Raw genomic sequence first — 19,440 nt, forward strand, 5'->3', positions numbered from 1 at the left:
TGAGAATTCTTATCATTTAAGAGAAAGTCTGTTATTATAAGAGATGTAGGTATTATATTTTCAAGGGGATGAAAACATGGAGTACAGAATTGAAAGAGATACATTAGGAGAAATAAAAGTTCCAGCTGATAAATTATGGGCAGCACAAACACAACGTAGTAAAGAAAACTTTCCAATTGGAACAGAGCAAATGCCGCTTGAAATTGTAAAAGCATTTGCAATTTTAAAGAAGAGTGCAGCGCTTAGCAATCAAAAATTAGGAAAGCTATCAGAAGAAAAAGCAGAAGCAATTGTAGAAGCTGCGGATGAAGTGATTGCAGGGAAATGGAATGAACATTTTCCGCTTGTCGTATGGCAAACAGGTAGTGGTACACAGTCAAACATGAATGTGAATGAAGTAATTGCAAATCGTGGGAATCAAATTTTGAAAGAGAAGGGATCTGACGTACATATTCATCCGAATGATGATGTGAACATGTCACAAAGTTCAAATGATACATTTCCAACGGCGCTTCATGTAGCTTGTGTAATCGCAGTAGAAAATCACGTATTACCAGCAATTACGAAATTAAAAGAAACTTTAGCAGAAAAAGTAACTGCATTTGAACATATTATAAAAATTGGTCGTACACATTTACAAGATGCAACGCCGTTAACTTTAGGGCAAGAAATTAGCGGATGGCACCGTATGCTTGAAAAAACAGAGCGTATGATTGCAGAGAGCAATACATATATGAAAGAGTTAGCAATTGGTGGAACTGCGGTTGGAACAGGTATTAATGCTCATCCTAAATTTGGTGAGATGGTATCAGAGGAAATTAGTCAATTTACAGGTAAACAATTTGTTTCTGCACCAAATAAGTTCCATGCATTAACGAGCCATGATGAAGTTGTATATACTCACGGTGCATTAAAAGCATTAGCTGCGGATCTAATGAAGATCGCTAACGATGTACGTTGGCTTGCAAGTGGTCCACGTAGTGGTCTTGGAGAAATTATTATTCCAGCAAATGAACCGGGAAGCTCTATTATGCCAGGTAAAGTAAATCCAACGCAAAGTGAAGCGTTAACGATGGTTGTAGCGCAAGTAATGGGGAATGATGCAACAATCGGATTTGCTGCGAGCCAAGGTAACTTTGAGTTAAATGTATTTAAACCTGTTATTGCTTATAACTTCTTACAATCAGCTCACTTATTAGCGGATGCAATTGTTTCGTTTAATGACAATTGTGCAGTTGGTATTGAAGCAGATGAAGAAGTAATTAATGAAAATGTGAATCGCTCACTAATGCTTGTAACAGCGCTAAACCCACATATCGGATATGAAAATGCAGCGAAAATTGCGAAGCATGCTCATAAAGAAGGATTAACTTTAAAAGAAGCAGCATTGCAATCTGGGCTACTAACAGAAGAGCAATTTGATGAAATTGTAGATCCAAAGAAAATGATTGCTCCAAAAGAGTAATAGAAAAAGCCAGGGTTCTTAGTATAGAATCTTGGCTTTTTTGATGTTCATTTTTATGTTTCATCTACTTGCAATACTACAAGCTTCAAAATATATTATTTGTTAGCAGGCGTATTCATTACTTTCATCTGTGGGCAGTTCTCTTTTAAGAGTGAAATGAATTTTTCTTCTTCTAGTGGTATGAAAGTGGTCACTGAGTCAAATAAATTGTAATGGATTTCTAATTGTTGTCTAGTCCATTTTTTTGAATGAAGTTTTTTACCAGAGTATTTAACGTGACGAATATCTTCAAATGGAATTTCAGTATGAAAAATGAAACCGTGTTTTACAACAAGAGATGATTCCGTTACGTTGTAGTGAGAGAAATAGAATGAAGAAAGATTCACGATATTTAGCAGCATCATGAGAGTGAAAAAAATAGAATTTTCATTTTGGAAGAATAACGAAACGAAAAAAATAATTATAAATAATGTAATGAAAATGACGTGGAATGGATTTTTTTTCGCTTTAAATTTCAAGTTAGTCACCTCGGTATACTTGTTCTTTAACTAAATTAAATCATAACATTGTGATAAAACGTGTGAATATGCAGAATTGCATATTCACACGTTTTATTATTCATGTAAAATTTCTTGATGGGATAAATTCAAAAGAAGTTTTGTAATAGTGGAGTGGCATAAAGTGACTTACAAGAATAGAAAGATAGCGTTAGTCATAATTAGTTGTATGATGATTATGAGTAGTTGTGCTAATAAATTTGTTGAAGATAGAAATCGAAAGCATACATTTGTACAAGCAAGTAAGGTTTTAGTAGAGACTGTAAATAGAATATATAAAAAGTAAAGGATGTTTTCTTATACGAAAACATCTTTTTTGTAGTTAAAATTGAATACTGAAGTTTTGTAATGAGTGAATACCAGTTCCATATTCACTAATCGCATATGCGTTCTGTGCAATTTACTTAACGGTAAACCAAGGGTCTTGAAGAATATTCATGTTCTATTTTACATCCTATAAAATGAATTTGTATAAACATATTCGCTTTTCGTTGTATTAAATCCTTTCGATAGATGTTTTTATAAAAGTTTATAAAATGGGCAAACGAAACGTTGAAATGTTTGTTTGTGTTGTGATAAGATGATGAAGTGATAATAAACGATATAGCGATTTGTTTGGTTTTTAAATAAACATTTTGAAGGAGTGTTTAGTATGAGCGATATTTCAGAGAAGTTTTGGGATGCGTCAATAGAGGAATTAAAGAAAGGGTATGTGTTTGATGAAGAAAAAGAGGGGTACATTTGCTTAGCTTGTGGTGAAACATTTATTAAAGGTGTTATTTATCAAGATAATCAAGTTTTGTATGAAGCAGAGAAGTTCGTCCAATTGCATATTCAAAATGAGCATACGTCTATGTTTGATTATTTGCTAAATATGGATAAGAAATTTACTGGATTAACGGATTTACAAAAGAAAATGGTTCAGTTTTTCTATATGGGACTGAATGATAAAGAAATTGTAAAAGAGATGGATGGCGGAAGTACATCAACAATTCGTAATCATCGATTTACACTGCGAGAGAAAATGAAACAAGCAAAAGTATTTTTAGCGCTAATGGAATTATCAGAAGAAAAATCAAAAGTACAAACGAAATTTGTGCCAATTCATAGAACAGCAACGATGGTAGATGATCGATACAATATTACGGAAGAAGAAAATGATGAAGTATTAAAAGCTCATTTTACAAAAGGGTTAGATGGACCTCTCTCTAAATTTCCGAAGAAACAAAAGCGTAAATTAATTATATTGCGCCATTTAGTGAAGAAGTTTGATAATAATAAAAAGTATACTGAAAAAGAAGTAAATACAGTGATAGAAAATGTATACCCTGATTTTGTAACATTAAGAAGATATTTAATCGAATATGGATTTTTAGATCGAACAGCCGATGGAAGTCAATATTGGGTGAAGTTATAATCATACGAAAAGAAAATGAATAGAAGCACAGTATTATAACAACTATACAAAGAGATAGAGATTGAAAATAGATGTTTAATAAAAGGAGAAATGAAATTTGAAACCACCTGCAGATAACAATAAAGAAGGTGCGGAGTCACATAAGTTGGAAAGTGAGAGTAAACCGATTTGGAAATCGATGTCGATGTTTTTAGTACCGTTATTATTAAGTAATGTACTACAATCAGTTGGACAATTATTTGGTATGGTAGTAGTAGGAAGATGGCTTGGAGTTAATGATTTAGCGGCTATATCAGCATTCTTCCCATTATTTTTCTTGCTCGTTTCATTTGTAATTGGTATCGGTTCAGGAAGCTCTATTTTAATTGGTCAGGCGTTTGGTGCTAAAAACGAAGATCGTTTAAAAGCTATCGTTGGTACGACGCTGACATTTACCTTTATTATTGGAGTTGTGTTGGCGATAATAGGAAGTATTTTTGCGATGGATATTATGCGTCTAATGGGAACACCAGAAAATATTATTGAAATAAGTGTACATTATGCACGGATTTTATTTATATCGATGCCAGTATTATTTTTATATTTCGCATATACAACATTTATGAGAGGTACAGGAGATTCTAAAACGCCATTTTACTTTTTAATTGTAAGTACAGCACTAAATATGATTTTATTACCGGTTCTTATTTTTGGATGGTTAGGAGCTCCGAAATTAGATGTGTATGGAGCAGCCTATGCCTCTGTTATATCTACAGTTATTACGTTTATTGTCATGCTTGTGTATTTAAAGAAGAAAAATCACCCATTACAACTAGATGGAACGGTTAGAAAATACCTTCGAATGGATGGGGAGTTATTAAAGCTATTGCTAAGGCTCGGTATACCGGCAAGTATAAATATGATATTAGTTTCATTATCTGAGATTGCCGTAATCGCATTTGTAAATCGTTACGGTTCGGATGCAACAGCTGCTTACGGCGTTGTGAATCAAGTTGCAAGTTATGTACAAATGCCAGCAGTTAGCCTTGGTATTACAGTTTCTATTTTTGCAGCACAATCAATTGGGGCGAATCAATTTGATCGATTGCAGAAAGTTGTGAAGGCCGGAATTATTATGAACTACGTCATCGGTGGTGTGTTAATATCTCTTATTTATTTATTCTCAAGAGACATTTTATCACTATTTTTAACGAGTCAAACTACAATTGAAATTGCTCATAGCTTAGTTATGATTACGTTATGGAGTTATTTAATTTTCGGTCATGCACAAATTATTAGTGCGACAATGCGAGCGAGCGGTACAGTACTTTGGCCAACTGTTATTGGAGTTGTTTCAATTTGGCTTGTAGAAGTACCCGTAGCATATTATCTTTCTTACCATACAAGTCTTGGAATAGAAGGTATCTGGATTGGGTATCCAGCAGCATTTATTGTCAGCTTACTATTGCAGTATGCATATTATAAGCTTTCATGGCAAAAGAAACGAATTACACGATTAGTTAGTTAAATAGAAAAAATGTCCCTAAGTTATTAGACTTAGGGACATTTTTTCTTAAGTGCAGGTTTACAAATAGCTTTTTAAAGTTATATCAAAATGTTGTCTAATGAGAGTTTTATCACTCATATAAAACTCCCACGCTTTTTCTGATTCACCGATAATCTCAAAGGATTCCTCTGTAATATATAAAGCGCAATTATCCTCCAGTGCAATTCCTTCTATATTCCCTTGATGATTTTGTAAAAAGGAATGGAAGGCGTTCATTCTGTTTAATTGATTATAATGTGGACAAAATCTTTTATTAACAATCCCCCATCCATTACTCTCTATATAACCAGAACCTTCATAATCTGATCGGATACTAGACGTGAACCAACACATAGCACCAGCGCTATAACCAGCAATAAGTGTTCCTTGTTGCAGAGCCAATAATAATTTTTCATCAAGTCTATGTTCTTTCCATTGCGTAAGCATGTGAATATAGTTTCCGCCACCCAGATAAATTAAATCGACTGAATGAATCATCTCGTCTATTTCATACTTAGAAGGTGAATCTGTTGTAATGCGTAAAATTTGTACTTCACAATGTAATTGTTTTTCAAACGTGTCTAAAAATAATTTTATATAGCTTTCATCATCATGACTAGCCGTTGGAATAAACAATACTTTTGGATACTGTTTATTTGTTAATTCTATAAGGCGTTCATTAATAGGCAAGTGATTTGAATCTTGTAAATCACCGCCACCAATGACAGCTAATTTCATAGTAAAGCACCACCTAATTATTTTTGTTATATAAAAATTCGATAGAAGAGAGTTACATTCCTTCTCTATATGTAATGAATAAGTAGAAAATGTAGTTTAAGTATATCGGGATAGTAAAGAAACTACTGACTATATATACCAATGAATTAGAAACCATTCATTGATATATAATATTTCATACTAATGTTTCAAAAAATGGAAAAAATATGTTTAAATAGATGTAATGAAGCATTCATTCATATTGAATTTATACTTATATTTTAAAAGGGTATCGGAAATAATAGCGATTTTCTAAAACAGTTTTTACTTTTAATAGGAAGTTGTATTACAATATGGTAAAATTATTTCAATATATTTATTTAATATGAAATACAAAGAAGGAGCGTGAAAAAAGTGGATTTTCGATTTGAATTTACAACGAAGCTGAAAGAATACTTAGACGATGAGAAGGATGAAAAAATAATAAAAGATGGACATAGAGATGTAATTTTTCACTATTTATATGCGTTAGAGACTGAAATTGGCGTTGTTAAAAATCCTAATTTTACTTTTTTTGCATCAGGAAGACGTTCACATATAGTGTTAGAAAACGTTGAATTTAAAACAGAAGTGAATGTGAAAAGTAATATAATCGAAATTGTAAAAATAGTGGATAATGTAGTTATTCCGTTAGATACTATCGTAGCGAAAGATCGGGAATTATTTGCCCTTGGGCGTAATGAGAAGTTTAGTGTACAAATATTAGAGCAGTATCTCTTTGATACATTTGGAGATAAGTTAGGCTTATAATGAATAGAATGATGTACGTATTTATAGGTACTGAATTTTAGTTTATATTACTCGCGTTTGACCTCTCATTTAATTTGTACTACAATTCGTAGTGTGAAAGGAGTCATACGATGTTTACGCAAAACTATAGGTTAAATGAGCAAGGATTAAATCATTTCTTTGGACCGCTTGAAGCGAAAATTATGGAGATTATTTGGTCTACTGAAGGTATTACTATTAAAGAAGTGCAGCAGAAATTAAGTGAAGAATCACCTGTGAATTTTAACACTGTTATGACAGTTATGAACAGGTTAGTAGAGAAATTACACTTAGAAAAACAGACTGTAAAAAGAAGTGGCATATATCGTGCTGTACAAACAAAAGAAGAATTCTTATCCAATCAAACGAAGAAAATGACACAGGAATTAGTGGGGGAATTTGGAGATTTAGTTGTAACTCATATGATAGATGAGCTAGAGCAGGCTGATCCGAATTTAATAAAAAAATTAGAAGACAAATTGAATCAGTTAAAAAAAGAGGATCGATGAAATGAAATGGCAAATGCGTAAAATCGTATTGTTAGCGCTCATTGTTAGTACCCTCTTTTTCAGCTTGTTATTGTATTATGTTACATATCCATTTCTCTTTCAAAACAAGGCATTCTTCCTTTCAAAGTTTTGCTTGTTTCAGTTAGAAAAACATATGAAAGAACTATCAATGGTTCGTATTATAGTAGCGGGGTTATTATTAATTACTGTATTGATTGTGTGTAAAAGAATTTGGCGGCAATTTTTCTATAGTAAAAAAGTACAAAAAGTACTTATCCCATTTATTAGAAAAGGAAAACAAATATATATACTGCCGACTGCGGAAGTTGCAGCGTTTACAATTGGATTATTCCGTCCGAAAGTTGTCATGTCGGAAGGTTTGCTTCAGACGTTTTCAGATGAAGAGATTGATGCGATTATTTTCCATGAAGAATATCATCAAAATAATTGGGATCCGCTAAAATTATTTTGTTTTACGTTATTAGCAGAAGGAATGATGTACATCCCGATATTAAAAGAATTGTTACAACGATATCATACGTATCAAGAGTTAGCAGCAGATAAATATGCGATGCAAAAAATGGAATCTTCATTTGAGTTAGGTAGCGCGTTATTAAAATTAATTAAAATAAAGACAATGGAGAATCGATGTGTTACAGCTTCATTTGCAAAAACAGCAATAAATTTACGAATCGAGCAAGTGTTAAATGAAAAGGTTGCTAAGCTTACTATTCCGTTACATACGAACTCGGTATATGTAACAATAGGGTTATTCTGTGTGTCGATTGTACTTATTGTTGGAGAGTGCATATAGCCTCTTTTTTTTAGGGTAAACACTACCCTATGTAGTGTGGATAGAGTGTTGTCATTTATATCATTATACTTTTTATCGCTATATATATATCTTATTTATCATATATTACAGGTATTTTATTGTATACAAATCAAATGACGGAAATGACAGCATTCTTTATTCGTCTATTCGGTGGATTTACAGGTTTTTAAAAATGAGGAGGAAGAAAAGTGAAGAAACTAATTGCTATTATACTAGTAGGTGCTCTCGTTTGGGCGGGGGTTAACTTTTATAATTCAAAGAAAGAAGAAAAGGAAAGAAAAGCGAAACAAGCAGAGTTACAAGAGAAAGAAGTATTACCACAAGTAGGTTTTAAAGCACCTGGCATCACATTAAAAGGATTAGACGGAAAGTTGCAGTCGTTAAATGATGCCAAGGGAAAACCATATATTATTAATTTTTGGGCATCATGGTGTGGGCCGTGTGAAATGGAGGCACCTCACTTAGTTCATATGTATGATAAATATAAAAAGGATGTTGAAATTTTTGCGGTGAATGCAACTGTTAGTGACCCAGTACAAGAAGCAAGCGCATTTGCTAATCGCTATGGATTTGAGTTTCCGGTTCTACTAGATATGGACGGAGTAGCTGGACTAGATTACAAAGTATTCTCTTTACCGACGACATTTTTTGTTAATAAAGATGGAATTATAGTAGATCATGTACGAGGTGTATTACCACCAGATCAATTAGAAAAGAAATTTAAGAAATTGATTGAGAGCTAAAAGGGGATTTCGTGATGATGGAGTGGATCGTGAGATTACAACCCGTATCTCTTATAATTGGAAGTCTATTTGGATTTATGTTGATGAAACGAAAGATGAGGCATCAAAATGCATCATATGAAAAAATGATGGATGCCGTAACAAATGCGTTTATTATCATCGCATTTGTATGGAAGTTTGCACCAGCAATTTTAAATCCTGTATGGGCTTTTAAATCGCCATTGCAAGCATTATTAGCTATAGGAAGTATGCAACATATTGTAGTAGGATGCGTAATTGTTAGTGTATACATTGTTTGGAAAAGTAAAAAGGAACAATTTTCGCTTCGCATTTTACTTGATGTACTCCCTTTTGGATTGTGTGTGTGCATTATCTTTTATTTTCTATTACATCATGAAGTAGGTGTACAAACGACACTACCATGGGGAATGAATATATACGAATCTAAATTTTTGTATCATCCTATTTTTGTATATGAGATTATCCTCAGCCTTTGTATAATGGGTTTGTTATGGATGAAAAATGAAAGGCTCGGAAATGGAAAGAATATAAGTATTTTTCTAATTGTTGAGGGGTTTGCTCAAATTATTATTTCGCTTGTTAGTGAACAAAATTCGGTACAGTTTGGTCTATCAGCACAGCAAATAATGAGCTTTTGTATTATTAGTTTAGGGATTTTGTTGGTGCCGAAAAAATAAAAGATATCCATGTACAGAGAGTATCTGTGTATGGATATCTTTTATAAGCGTATTTCTTCATCATATGCTAAATCATTATATTGTAGAAACCTAAAAACCCCTTTATTAGGGGTTTTTAGGTTTCTACAGGTCTGCATGTGTTTCTTGTTTATCTGTATCCCATTTTGGAAGTTGTTTTGCTTGTTGATTTTCAGTGAAATTATTAAAGCCAAAAGCAAGTATGCATGTAAAGGTTAAAATAGCTAAACTAATCTTTTTCATTATCTTAGTGCCTCCTTAGTTAATAATTTTTGTTTTGCTTCGTAAGTTTTGAAAAAATATTTTTGAGATTTCTCTATTTTATTCACTTTATGAAATTCTACTGCTAATAATTCGTAATATTCTTGTGCATAATCGTATAATTCTTTACTGTTAAAATATGTGGTGCCTGCAATGATTGCGTTTTCTAAGTCGTCTAGAATACCAGTGTGTTGTGTTTTTAAGATAGTGAAATGGTGTTTATATTCTTGATTATTTAATTCATTACAAATTTCTAAGCCTTTTTGAACCCAATCGTTTGCAAGTTCTTTTTCATTTAAACTAAAATGTTCTTTGGCTTGTAGAAAATTGGCTTTTAGGTGTTTAGGGAATTTGTTTGTAACTATTGTAAGATGTCTAATAGCAAGGGTTGATAGATTTTGAGAAGAGTAGAGCCAACCTAAGTTATTTCGAACTTTTAAGATTAGTGTATCGTCTTTCAGCTTTTGTAAAATATTGATTGCTGAATTATAGTTCTCTTCGGCTTGTTCGAATTGTTTTAAATAAACAGAACATGAGCCTAAAATGTTTTCGCATAGAGCTATTTTAATTTCATAACGTGGATATTTTGAGAAAATCTCTTTCGCTTGATTTGCATAATTGATTGCTGTAAGTGGTTTGTTTGTATGGTGATTAAATATAGCAAATTTATATTTATATTCAGCTTCTTCTAGTTCACCTGGTACATGTTTTAAAAGGGATTCAGCTTTTTCGTATTCTTTTTTTGCTTCATCATAATTTCCAATAATGGTAGCATGTTCAGCTTTAAAAAAGTGATAATAATAAGTAATAAAGTCTTCAGTTATTGGATTGTCTAAACGAACAATTTGACTAAAAGTATCATACTTAATGTTTGTCCAATCGGTTAGGACCTTATATTTAAAGTTTAGTAGGGAGTAGTAAAGCGATAGATTTTGATCAGCTTCAATTTTATTAATCTGTTTCTCTATTTTTTCTTTTAATTGTTTCGCTTCAATTAATTGCTCCGCTACCATTACTTGATATAAAATGTTTAATTCGTTGACAATCTGTTCATGCCCTTTTAATAACACACTCATTATATATTCCCCCATCCGATAAAAGTATTCTAATTTAATTATTTCTATAATAGCAAAATAGAAGAAGTATAAGAGTAATTTTACCATATTTTTCAACAAAATTCTGAAAAAACAATTAATTTTTACGTGTTTCTTATTTTTATGTGAATATTACAAGTGCCTCTGGTAGTGGTGGGATGAATCTGACTCATGATACGTTAGCATCAATGGGAGGGATAGCTTCACTTGTAAATATGTTTTTAGGAGGATTGTTCGGATTGGGTCCAACTGTTAAGTTTTTAACAAAAATTTCACTTTCTTATTTAATAAAAACAGGATAATCCGCATTTTATAAGAATCATCCTGTTTTTATTGATATATTAAAAAATCGGCGGAGTAACAGAAAATAAGACTATCGCATTTTTCTCAAAATGATTCACCCATTTATGCTTTAAATAAGCAGGTATCTTTACACTGTCGCCAGTTTCTAATACGTATTCTTCCTCGTTTAAATATAATGTGATTTTCCCATCTAAGACAAATGCTAATTCTTCTCCTTTATGTTCTAGCACATTTTCTGATGAAGCTGTATTAGGCGGGACGGTCATAATTGCTGTTGCTAAATTTCCAGTGAAATCAGGTGAAAGCATTTCATATGATAAATTATCGATAATCATTTTCTTTCGTTTATGGGAACGTACAATTAAATCGTCTGTATTTGTATCTTCAAGTAAAAAGCTAAATGTTGGCACATCAAGAGCTTTAGCAAGCACTTTTAATGTTTGAATAGAAGGGTTAGCGGACCCACGCTCAATTTGACTTAACATAGATGGTGTAATATCGGCCATCTTTGCTAGTTCTTTACTAGTTAAACCTTTTTCTTTTCTTTGTTTTTCAATTTTTTTACCAATATCTATATTTTCCATAATGAAAATCTCCTTAAGGATTATTAAATTATATTTAAATAAATTAAATTAAAATTAACTAAAGTTAACGATTTGTGTTAAACTATATTAAAATTAATTTAATTATAATTTATTATATGGTGAGCTACAAGGATATAAGGAGGAAACAAAATGAAAGAAATAGGGGCATTACAAGCAGAATACCCATTAGTGAATAAACTTATTGCAACAGAAGAAGTATTTTGGATAAATCCAAACATAGAAAAGTATGCAACAGCAATAAAAGATACACCATTGAATGAAGAGAATGTAAAAGATGCGGAAGAGAGATTAAAGCGTTTTGCACCATATATTGCGAAAGTTTTTCCTGAAACGAAAGGGACGAACGGCATAATCGAATCATCTTTAGTGAAAATACCTTCTATGAAAGAAGCTTTAGAGACAAATTACAAGCAACCTATTTTAGGAGAATTATTATTAAAATGTGATAGTCATCTTCCGATATCAGGATCAATTAAAGCTAGGGGCGGCATTTATGAAGTGTTGAAACATGCTGAACAACTAGCATTGCAGCATGGTATGTTAACAGAAGAAGATGATTATTCCATTTTAGATAGTGATACATGTAGAGAGTTTTTTGCCAAATATTCAATTGCGGTCGGTTCAACAGGAAATTTAGGGCTAAGCATTGGAATTATGAGTGCGAAACTAGGTTTTAACGTAACGGTTCATATGTCAGCAGATGCGAAACAATGGAAAAAAGATTTATTAAGAAGTAAAGGTGTAAACGTTATTGAGTATGAAGCTGATTATAGTAAAGCAGTAGAAGAGGGGCGTCAGCAAGCAGATGCCGATCCTAGCTGTTATTTTGTAGATGATGAAAACTCCCATGATTTATTTTTAGGATACGGAGTAGCAGCATCGCGATTACAAAAGCAATTAGAAGAGTTAGAGATTGTAGTAGATGAAAATCATCCTTTATTCGTTTACCTTCCGTGCGGAGTAGGAGGCGGACCTGGCGGCGTCGCATTTGGTTTAAAGTTATTGTATAAAGACAACGTGCACTGCTTCTTTGCGGAGCCTACGCACTCTCCATGTATGTTACTCGGTTTAATGACAGGACTTCATGATAAAATTGCTGTTCAAGATATCGGGATTGATAATGTAACAGACGCGGACGGACTAGCGGTAGGAAGACCGTCTGGATTTGTCGGTAAAACGATGGAACCATTTTTGAGTGGGAATTACACAGTAAGCGATGAAGAGTTATATAGATTGTTAAAAGAACTAGCTGACATGGAGAATATTTATTTAGAGCCTTCTGCACTAGCAGGTATGATTGGGCCAGTGAAAGTATGTAAAGAAGATGAGTATTTACAAAAGCAACAGTTAACAGAGAAGTTGAAAAAAGGTACTCATATTGTGTGGGGAACGGGTGGAAGTATGGTTCCTAAAGATGTAATGAATGAATATTATAGGAAAGGTTTGGAATTAACGATATAAGAAAAATGAGGCTAGTTGTAGCCTCATTTTTTCATGTACATAAAAATCTTTGTTATTTTCACAATAGTTCTTTATAGTATATATAAAGGATAACTAATATTGAATAAATACAACAAAAAAGCTTTATTTTACATAATAAGAGGATGTGTATACGATGTCATTACAGACTAAATATATAGCGGGTATTTCGCTTGGGGTTATGGGTGTCGGCTTTGCGGCTTCTATCCCTTTTCAAGGAACGGTAGCAGGAGAGATTATACAAGGGGGATTTGAAGCTGGATTGGTTGGCGGGCTTGCAGATTGGTTCGCGGTTACTGCTTTATTCCGTCATCCGATGGGAATACCAATTCCGCATACAGCTTTGTTACCTAAAAACCGTAAACGGGTAACGAAAGGGCTCATCAATACGTTAGAAAATGAATGGCTGACGAAAGAAAGTATTACGAATAAAGTAAAAGAGATGCAGTTAGCACAAATGATACTGCAAATTGCTGAGAGAGAAATGCAGTCTGATGCTGTGAAAAAAGGCATTGTAACGATTGCTGAGAAGGCGATTGTTTCAATCGATACAGAAAAATTAGCGGTTATTATTGAAAAAGAATTAAAGACGTATTTACATACAATTAATACAAATAACATTTTACAAGTGCTTGTTGATCAATTAGTTGTGCAAGAATATGATGAAAAGACACTTGATTACATATTAGTGAAGGTAAAAGATTGGACAGCGCAAGATGAAGCTCGTTACCAGCTCGGTAGCTTAGGTATGAAGGCGATGGAAAATATAAAAGTAGATGGATTCTTGCAGTTTACTTTGAAATCATTTATGAATATTGTAGATGAAGATAAAATTGGCGGCATTTTGCAGAAGTTTATTATTAGTAATATTAACAGCTTACAAGAGGTTGATAATAGCACGAGACAACTTATATTAGCGAAAATTCGGCAAGAAATTATAAATGTAAAAGAAAATGAAGCGTTACTACAAGAATTAGAAAATTGGAAAGAAAAATGGATTGCCAATTGGAATGCTACTGACAAAATAAAAGAGATGCTAGAGCAAGTACAGCAAAGAGCAGTTGCTTTTGTAAATAATGAAGAATTTGCTGATAAATATGTTATTCCATTTTTACAAAAACAAATGAATAAAATAAAAGAAGATGAACAGACAGTTCAAAAAATAGAAGATTGGTTACAAAAACAAGTTGTAAGTCTTGTTGAGAAGAACCATTCGAAAATTGGTAAGCTTGTACAAGAAAACCTTGATAAGTTAGATGATAAGACGTTAATCGAAATGATTGAAAATAATGTCGGTAAAGATTTACAGTGGATCCGAGTGAACGGGGCGGTTTGCGGATTTATGATTGGATTAGTGTTAGAAGGAATTAAAGCGATTATATGAGAAAAACCTTCCGCAATTGCGGAAGGTTTTTTATTTTTCGAGAACACTCATATTCAAATTATAAGCTTTCTCAATATTTAACTTGTACGTCCCATTTCCAGTTTTAATCGAATTTTTATACCAATGTTCTTGGTTGTTTAATTCTGGATGTTCTTCTGAAGAAGTATTTTCGTTTTTCGTTAAGTCTTCTACTTGTTCCCAAGGTGTACTTCCATGTGTTTCTTTTTGATTCGTTACTGCTGTTAAAGATACATCACTTTCTTTTGCAAGATGGACAGACACTCTTGAGCTTTCCTGTACAAACCAATTATTTTGCAATTGACCTGGATAAAGAGATAGTTCGTTATTTGAAGCACGGATTTCCGCATTTTTATTTTGCGGAAGAACAAGCGTTGGTTTCACCTGTGGTGCTGAATTAAATAACGTATGCTGAACAGGTAATGATTTTAAAGTGATATACATCGTTTCTCCAGCCGTTTGAACTGAAAGGAAATCATCTCGTTTTAAATTGAGTTTTTCATTTGCTTTCGTTGTCATTTCATAAGTTCCCAAAAGATGAATTTGATTTGTATTATTTCCCTCTATCGTTAGAGGCTGATGTCCTGCATCTACTACGATTTTTTTGATAGATTCAGGTATATCAAATTGTCCGTCTGGAATATTACTCGTTTGCCTCGTTGTGTTAATAGAATGACGAACTTCTTCTAGTAATCCAGTTGATAATAAACAGTAAAAAGCAATTCCGACACTTCCTAAAACGCCGATAAAGAAAATACTAAAAATATCATATTTAATAAAAGATTGCTCTTTTTTAGAGAATAGAAGGTATAGTAAAACTTCAGCTCCAAGTATGATGAGTAAAACTGGCCACCATGCAGTTAGTGTATCTAATACTTGAATTCCTTTTACGACTGAAAAAAGTAAAAAGCATCCTAACGATATAATAGAAAGCCCCATTGAGAATGTTCCAACACGCCATGTTCTCATTCTTTTGTACCACCTTTGTTTTCTTTATTTCCAAGTAACAATTTAAAGCCGCCGCCAATTAAGAGAAGTGCAACGATAGATGTTTGGAAATAGCGATAATATAGCTCGCTAAGATGAATGTTAAATATAGTTGCAAAGTAATCATTCAAAATAGGAAGGACTGTTTGATCTAATAAATAATAACCACCGAGTGTAATTAACCCGATACCGATCCATCTTTGATGATTGATAAAATAATCGATAATGGGTTCGTCTTGAACTCGTTCTTTTCCGTATTTTGCTGTTTGCTGTAACGCATCAAAAAAGCTATAGAACCAAATGATTGGTACTAAAAATAAAAACGCAGAAAGTCTTAATAAGTCGAGTAAATAAATAGATAGTAAGAAGGCCGCCATAAGCTGAAGACCACGGCGTTGTAAGCCTAAATACATATGACCTGCTCCAGGGAACATCGCTAAAATAGAAGCAAATGTTTTACTTTTCTTTCCCTGCTCGCGGTGCTCTTCAAAATCTTCGAAAATAGTACGGTCAATTAATTGCTCGCCACGTTCTTTTTTCTGTAGTTGCTGAACAACGTCAAAGAAATTATAAATCCATAAAACAGGTAACGTAATAAGGAAGATAAGAAAACTTTCTTGCGATGTTAAAAGTGCAACGAAAATGATCATACTTCCGATTCCTGTGCAAGCTACTAAAAATGTAAGTCCGCGTTGCATAAGTCCTAATTGGAAATGGCCAAGTCCAGGGATGATGGATAAGAGAATGATATAAAATCGTTCGCTCTCTTTAGAGGAATTTATCACTTCTCCAGCTTCTTGCTTTTTCGTTTGGTTTATAATGGTGATAACTAAATCTAGTAAGTTAATTACCCATAGAACAGCTAGTAAAAATAGAGAAAGAAAAGCAATATCACGTTCTCTTACTACTATGGTACAAAATACTGCAAAGGAGAATAGAAATAGTGATCCTCCGCTATATAAAATAAACCGTCCTAGCTTTTTTAAGTATAAATGTCCAAGCCCAGGAATTAGCCCTAATACAAGTGCTAAAAAGGGATTTTTATTCATGCTTTGAACCTCCGTCCTTTTTCGATGTGTCTACCGATTTGTTTACAATTTGTTGTGAAATAGAAGACTCGTTATGTTTTGAAGATTTCTCTAAATTTGATGTCGCTGTAAAAATATACTGAAATAAACCACTTACCATAAAAATAATTGTAGCCGCAGTCGCAATTATGTAATGAATGATCGTGCGCTTTAGTGAGGTTGTTTTTATATTTTCATTAGACTGTAGTGTTTCAAAATTAATTTGCGTCATAACTTCGTTCGTAAATGAATCATCATTTATCATTGGAAGGTTTTCATGTTGTTCATCAATACTTTCCATATAAAGTGCTAAACAATGATCACATTCATAAAGATGTTCTTCCATAGATTCACGTTCATTGCTTTCTATAAAATCTAATGTATAATTGCGCCAATCTTCTTTTGAATAATGCATCATAGAAACTCTTCCTCCTTCCAATGTTTTTTAATCCATTTTCGTGCTCGATACAGTTTCATTTCGACTGTTTTTACTTCGATGTTTTCCTGTAAAGCAATTTCTTGATAGCTCTTTTCTTCTAAGTAATGTGCGAGAACGACGTCACGGTAATTTTCGGGAAGTTCTCTCAGTTTTTGAGCAATGAGTAATTTTTGCTCTTTCGTCAATAATAAAGCCTCAATATTATGAGAGGACTGTATATTTTCCTCAGCTTCTTTACATAAGGAGAGTTCTTCACTTTCTCTAGCTTTCTTTCTCTTATAATCAATAGCGTGATTGGTGGCAATACGTGCCATCCACGTTTTTAATCCGCGAAATTGATAATTTGGGAGAGAGGTGTGAATTTTTACGAATACTTCTTGTGTAACATCTTTCGAATCTTCTTCATGTCTTAAAATAGAAAAGATAACTTGAAAAATATAATGACGATATGTTTGTACAAGGATACGAAAAGCATGCTCGCTTCCTTGCTGTGCTTTTTCAATTAATTGTTTTTCCTCAATCGGTCTCTCCCTCCTTTTTGACGCATTCTATTATATAGACGTAAAGAATGATAAGTCACCCTACACATTTTGTAAAAAAAGAATAATATATTTTTTGCGGGAGAGCTAGATGAAAAAAGGTGTGAAAAAATGGTAAAGAGAAGTATATAATGAGCAAGTAGGAAATGTTACACGGAGAAAGGATGTGAATGTTAGTAGGGAAAGGTCCATACTAACAAACATGAAAATTAAAATATTAATAGCAGATGATAACTCTTTTATTAGAGAAGGCATGAAAATTATTTTAAATACATACGAAGAGTTTGAAGTAGTAGATACTGTAAATGATGGGGAAGAAGCTGTAGCGTATTGTAAAAAGCATGAAGTTGATATTGCTCTTTTAGATGTTCGTATGCCAAATATGAACGGTGTAGAGGCGACGAAGTTCATTTGTGAAGAGACGAAAACAAAACCGCTTATTTTAACGACGTTTGATGATGATGAATATATTTTGGATGCAGTAAAAAATGGAGCGAAAGGTTATTTATTAAAAAATAACGATCCGGAGCGTATTCGTGATGCGATAAAAGGGGTTTATAACGGTCAAACTGTTATGCAAGATGTTATTCTCGATAAAATTAAGTCTAATTTAATGGAAAGTAAAGAGGAAGAATGTAAAATTGATAAGAGCCTTTTCACAGAAAGGGAGCTTAGTATTATTGCATTAATTGCAAAAGGTTTCTCAAATAAAGAAATTTCGAAACAGCTTTTTATATCTGAGGGAACAATTGCAAATTATATTACGTCAGTTTTAGGGAAAACTGGACTTGAACATCGCACACAAATTGCGATTTATTACTTAACAGGGAAAGTAGATTAATGATATGGAATTTTGGTTAACTGTAAGTAAATTAATTGTCTTTTTATATATTGTGTTTAGTTATATTTACGCAAATATAGCAAATTTACCGTGGGTTATATTTACTTTACTTATTTACCTCTCTGTAAACGTAATGATTTCTATATTTAAAAAAGATACGTATAAAAAAATATTAATCTGTATGTCCATTGGCGTAGTTATGTTATTTACATGGAGGGTTCATCCATTTTTTATTTTGTTTTTACCTTTGAACTTATACGAAATTACATTCTATTACATAGAAAAGAATTGGCCACGCTTTGTCGTTATGATGCTCCCAATTACGATTGCAGATGAAAGTATTCGAATGACTTATGGATTGATTGTTGCATTTTCTTTTCTCGTTTTAACAATTGCAGATCGATATATATCGCGTGTAGTAAAGCTTGAATCGCAAAATGATAAGATGCGAAAAGATATGCAACGACTTACGAAAAGCTTACATGAAAATAAAGAGTACATAAGACAATCTGAATACACATTTAAGCTAGAAGAGAGAAATCGGTTATCGCAAGAAATTCATGATAAAATTGGTCACTCGATGACGGGTGCACTTATTCAAATGGAGGCAGCAAAGAGGTTAATGGAAATAGATAAAGAAAAATCTGCGGAGTTATTACAAAATGCAATTCACATTTCAAAAGATGGAATTGAAAGTATTCGCATTACATTGAAAAATATGAAGCCACCAACTGAGCAAATTGGTATTCATCGTATGAAATTATTCATAGAGGAATTTGCCGGTAAGAATGATGTGAATATTCCTTTCGTTTATAAAGGGAACTTAGATATGATTTCTCCGATACAGTGGAAAATTATTGGTGAAAATGTTATGGAGGCATTAACGAACGCGATGAAGTATGCTGATGCGACAGTCATCTCAATTGATATTCATGTACTTAACAAGATGGTGAAAGTACAAGTGAAGGATAACGGAAAAGGTGCGGTTCTCGTTAAGAAAGGTCTCGGGATTATGGGGATGGAGGAGCGAACAGCGTCAGTAAACGGAAAAATTATTGTAGATGGAACAAGTGGTTTTGCAGTAACAATGTTGTTGCCGATATGAGGATGA

Annotated in this window: 22 protein-coding genes; 13 read left to right on the forward strand and 9 right to left on the reverse strand. The window is 32.9% G+C overall.

Annotated features, from left to right (window positions below; genetic code table 11):
- Window positions 1-76: 76 nt before the first annotated feature.
- The gene (gene fumC / locus ES895_RS06410) at window positions 77-1,465 is read left to right on the forward strand and encodes a class II fumarate hydratase (RefSeq protein ID WP_000456608.1); all 1,389 of its coding nucleotides are present in this window, start codon (window positions 77-79) and stop codon (window positions 1,463-1,465) included.
- 95 nt (window positions 1,466-1,560) lie between these two features.
- Here the strand turns inward: fumC and ES895_RS06415 are convergent, their stop codons facing one another.
- Window positions 1,561-1,983, reverse strand: coding sequence for a PH domain-containing protein (locus ES895_RS06415; RefSeq protein WP_000669070.1), 423 nt, complete (start codon window positions 1,981-1,983; stop codon window positions 1,561-1,563).
- Between the two features lie 691 nt (window positions 1,984-2,674).
- Here ES895_RS06415 and ES895_RS06420 point away from each other — a divergent pair.
- Together ES895_RS06420 and ES895_RS06425 are read left to right on the forward strand one after the other, a co-directional pair.
- Window positions 2,675-3,439 (forward strand): DUF2087 domain-containing protein, encoded by a 765-nt coding sequence (locus ES895_RS06420; protein ID WP_135238208.1) that lies wholly within the window; start codon window positions 2,675-2,677, stop codon window positions 3,437-3,439.
- 97 nt (window positions 3,440-3,536) lie between these two features.
- Complete coding sequence (locus tag ES895_RS06425; protein ID WP_000804128.1) at window positions 3,537-4,946, forward strand: MATE family efflux transporter; 1,410 nt, start codon at window positions 3,537-3,539, stop codon at window positions 4,944-4,946.
- Between the two features lie 57 nt (window positions 4,947-5,003).
- Here the strand turns inward: ES895_RS06425 and ES895_RS06430 are convergent, their stop codons facing one another.
- On the reverse strand, window positions 5,004-5,702 hold the full coding sequence (locus tag ES895_RS06430) for a peptidase E (RefSeq protein ID WP_087948134.1): 699 nt from the start codon (window positions 5,700-5,702) through the stop codon (window positions 5,004-5,006).
- A gap of 393 nt (window positions 5,703-6,095) precedes the next feature.
- Here ES895_RS06430 and ES895_RS06435 point away from each other — a divergent pair, with 393 nt between their 5' ends.
- The 5 genes from ES895_RS06435 to ES895_RS06455 all read left to right on the forward strand — a co-directional run bounded on the left by ES895_RS06435 (window position 6,096) and on the right by ES895_RS06455 (window position 9,294).
- On the forward strand, window positions 6,096-6,491 hold the full coding sequence (locus tag ES895_RS06435) for a DUF3942 family protein (protein WP_016109724.1): 396 nt from the start codon (window positions 6,096-6,098) through the stop codon (window positions 6,489-6,491).
- A 110-nt stretch (window positions 6,492-6,601) separates the two neighbouring features.
- A complete protein-coding gene (locus tag ES895_RS06440) occupies window positions 6,602-7,018 on the forward strand; it encodes a BlaI/MecI/CopY family transcriptional regulator (RefSeq protein ID WP_044584297.1) in 417 nt (138 codons plus the stop codon).
- Between the two features lies 1 nt (window position 7,019).
- On the forward strand, window positions 7,020-7,832 hold the full coding sequence (locus tag ES895_RS06445) for a M56 family metallopeptidase (protein WP_000871931.1): 813 nt from the start codon (window positions 7,020-7,022) through the stop codon (window positions 7,830-7,832).
- Window positions 7,833-8,041: 209 nt separating this feature from the next.
- The gene (locus ES895_RS06450) at window positions 8,042-8,596 is read left to right on the forward strand and encodes a TlpA family protein disulfide reductase (RefSeq protein WP_135238209.1); all 555 of its coding nucleotides are present in this window, start codon (window positions 8,042-8,044) and stop codon (window positions 8,594-8,596) included.
- 17 nt (window positions 8,597-8,613) lie between these two features.
- Window positions 8,614-9,294 (forward strand): prolipoprotein diacylglyceryl transferase family protein, encoded by a 681-nt coding sequence (locus tag ES895_RS06455; RefSeq protein ID WP_135238304.1) that lies wholly within the window; start codon window positions 8,614-8,616, stop codon window positions 9,292-9,294.
- Between the two features lie 123 nt (window positions 9,295-9,417).
- Here ES895_RS06455 and ES895_RS29170 read toward each other — a convergent pair whose 3' ends face one another.
- Window positions 9,418-9,555, reverse strand: coding sequence for a hypothetical protein (locus ES895_RS29170; protein ID WP_000724010.1), 138 nt, complete (start codon window positions 9,553-9,555; stop codon window positions 9,418-9,420).
- Entirely contained in the window at window positions 9,555-10,649 is a 1,095-nt protein-coding gene (locus ES895_RS06460) for a response regulator aspartate phosphatase (protein ID WP_135238210.1), read from the reverse strand. Before ES895_RS06460 ends, ES895_RS29170 begins: the two co-directional genes overlap by 1 nt.
- A gap of 143 nt (window positions 10,650-10,792) precedes the next feature.
- Here ES895_RS06460 and ES895_RS06465 point away from each other — a divergent pair, with 143 nt between their 5' ends.
- A complete protein-coding gene (locus ES895_RS06465) occupies window positions 10,793-10,969 on the forward strand; it encodes a hypothetical protein (protein ID WP_002061098.1) in 177 nt (58 codons plus the stop codon).
- A gap of 39 nt (window positions 10,970-11,008) precedes the next feature.
- On the opposite strand, the gene ES895_RS06470 is transcribed toward ES895_RS06465, so the two are convergent.
- The gene (locus ES895_RS06470) at window positions 11,009-11,554 is read right to left on the reverse strand and encodes a helix-turn-helix domain-containing protein (RefSeq protein ID WP_000427637.1); all 546 of its coding nucleotides are present in this window, start codon (window positions 11,552-11,554) and stop codon (window positions 11,009-11,011) included.
- Between the two features lie 150 nt (window positions 11,555-11,704).
- On the opposite strand from ES895_RS06470, the gene ES895_RS06475 reads away from it, so the two are divergent.
- Both ES895_RS06475 and ES895_RS06480 read left to right on the forward strand, forming a co-directional pair.
- Window positions 11,705-13,036, forward strand: coding sequence for a D-serine ammonia-lyase (locus tag ES895_RS06475; protein WP_000658531.1), 1,332 nt, complete (start codon window positions 11,705-11,707; stop codon window positions 13,034-13,036).
- 154 nt (window positions 13,037-13,190) lie between these two features.
- Complete coding sequence (locus tag ES895_RS06480; protein ID WP_000058312.1) at window positions 13,191-14,438, forward strand: DUF445 domain-containing protein; 1,248 nt, start codon at window positions 13,191-13,193, stop codon at window positions 14,436-14,438.
- Between the two features lie 30 nt (window positions 14,439-14,468).
- Here ES895_RS06480 and exsE read toward each other — a convergent pair whose 3' ends face one another.
- From exsE to ES895_RS06500, 4 genes are read right to left on the reverse strand one after another with little or no spacing between them, the layout of a single operon-like run.
- A complete protein-coding gene (gene exsE, locus ES895_RS06485; RefSeq protein ID WP_135238211.1) occupies window positions 14,469-15,425 on the reverse strand; it encodes an exosporium protein ExsE in 957 nt (318 codons plus the stop codon).
- The gene (locus ES895_RS06490) at window positions 15,422-16,492 is read right to left on the reverse strand and encodes a hypothetical protein (protein ID WP_001039122.1); all 1,071 of its coding nucleotides are present in this window, start codon (window positions 16,490-16,492) and stop codon (window positions 15,422-15,424) included. The genes exsE and ES895_RS06490 overlap by 4 nt, the downstream gene beginning before the upstream one ends.
- The gene (locus ES895_RS06495; protein ID WP_000972351.1) at window positions 16,485-16,928 is read right to left on the reverse strand and encodes a hypothetical protein; all 444 of its coding nucleotides are present in this window, start codon (window positions 16,926-16,928) and stop codon (window positions 16,485-16,487) included. The genes ES895_RS06490 and ES895_RS06495 overlap by 8 nt, the downstream gene beginning before the upstream one ends.
- Window positions 16,925-17,470, reverse strand: a complete 546-nt coding sequence (locus ES895_RS06500) for an RNA polymerase sigma factor (RefSeq protein ID WP_306302920.1) — start codon at window positions 17,468-17,470, stop codon at window positions 16,925-16,927. The genes ES895_RS06495 and ES895_RS06500 overlap by 4 nt, the downstream gene beginning before the upstream one ends.
- Before the next feature lie 220 nt (window positions 17,471-17,690).
- Between ES895_RS06500 and ES895_RS06510 the strand changes: the two genes are divergently transcribed.
- Together ES895_RS06510 and ES895_RS06515 are read left to right on the forward strand one after the other, a co-directional pair.
- On the forward strand, window positions 17,691-18,329 hold the full coding sequence (locus ES895_RS06510) for a response regulator transcription factor (protein WP_000694092.1): 639 nt from the start codon (window positions 17,691-17,693) through the stop codon (window positions 18,327-18,329).
- Between the two features lie 4 nt (window positions 18,330-18,333).
- The gene (locus ES895_RS06515; RefSeq protein ID WP_000397677.1) at window positions 18,334-19,434 is read left to right on the forward strand and encodes a sensor histidine kinase; all 1,101 of its coding nucleotides are present in this window, start codon (window positions 18,334-18,336) and stop codon (window positions 19,432-19,434) included.
- The last annotated feature ends 6 nt before the right edge of the window (window positions 19,435-19,440 follow it).

Origin of the sequence: Bacillus sp. 007/AIA-02/001, from assembly GCF_004634455.1 — a bacterium.
GTDB classification, from domain to species: domain Bacteria; phylum Bacillota; class Bacilli; order Bacillales; family Bacillaceae_G; genus Bacillus_A; species Bacillus_A cereus.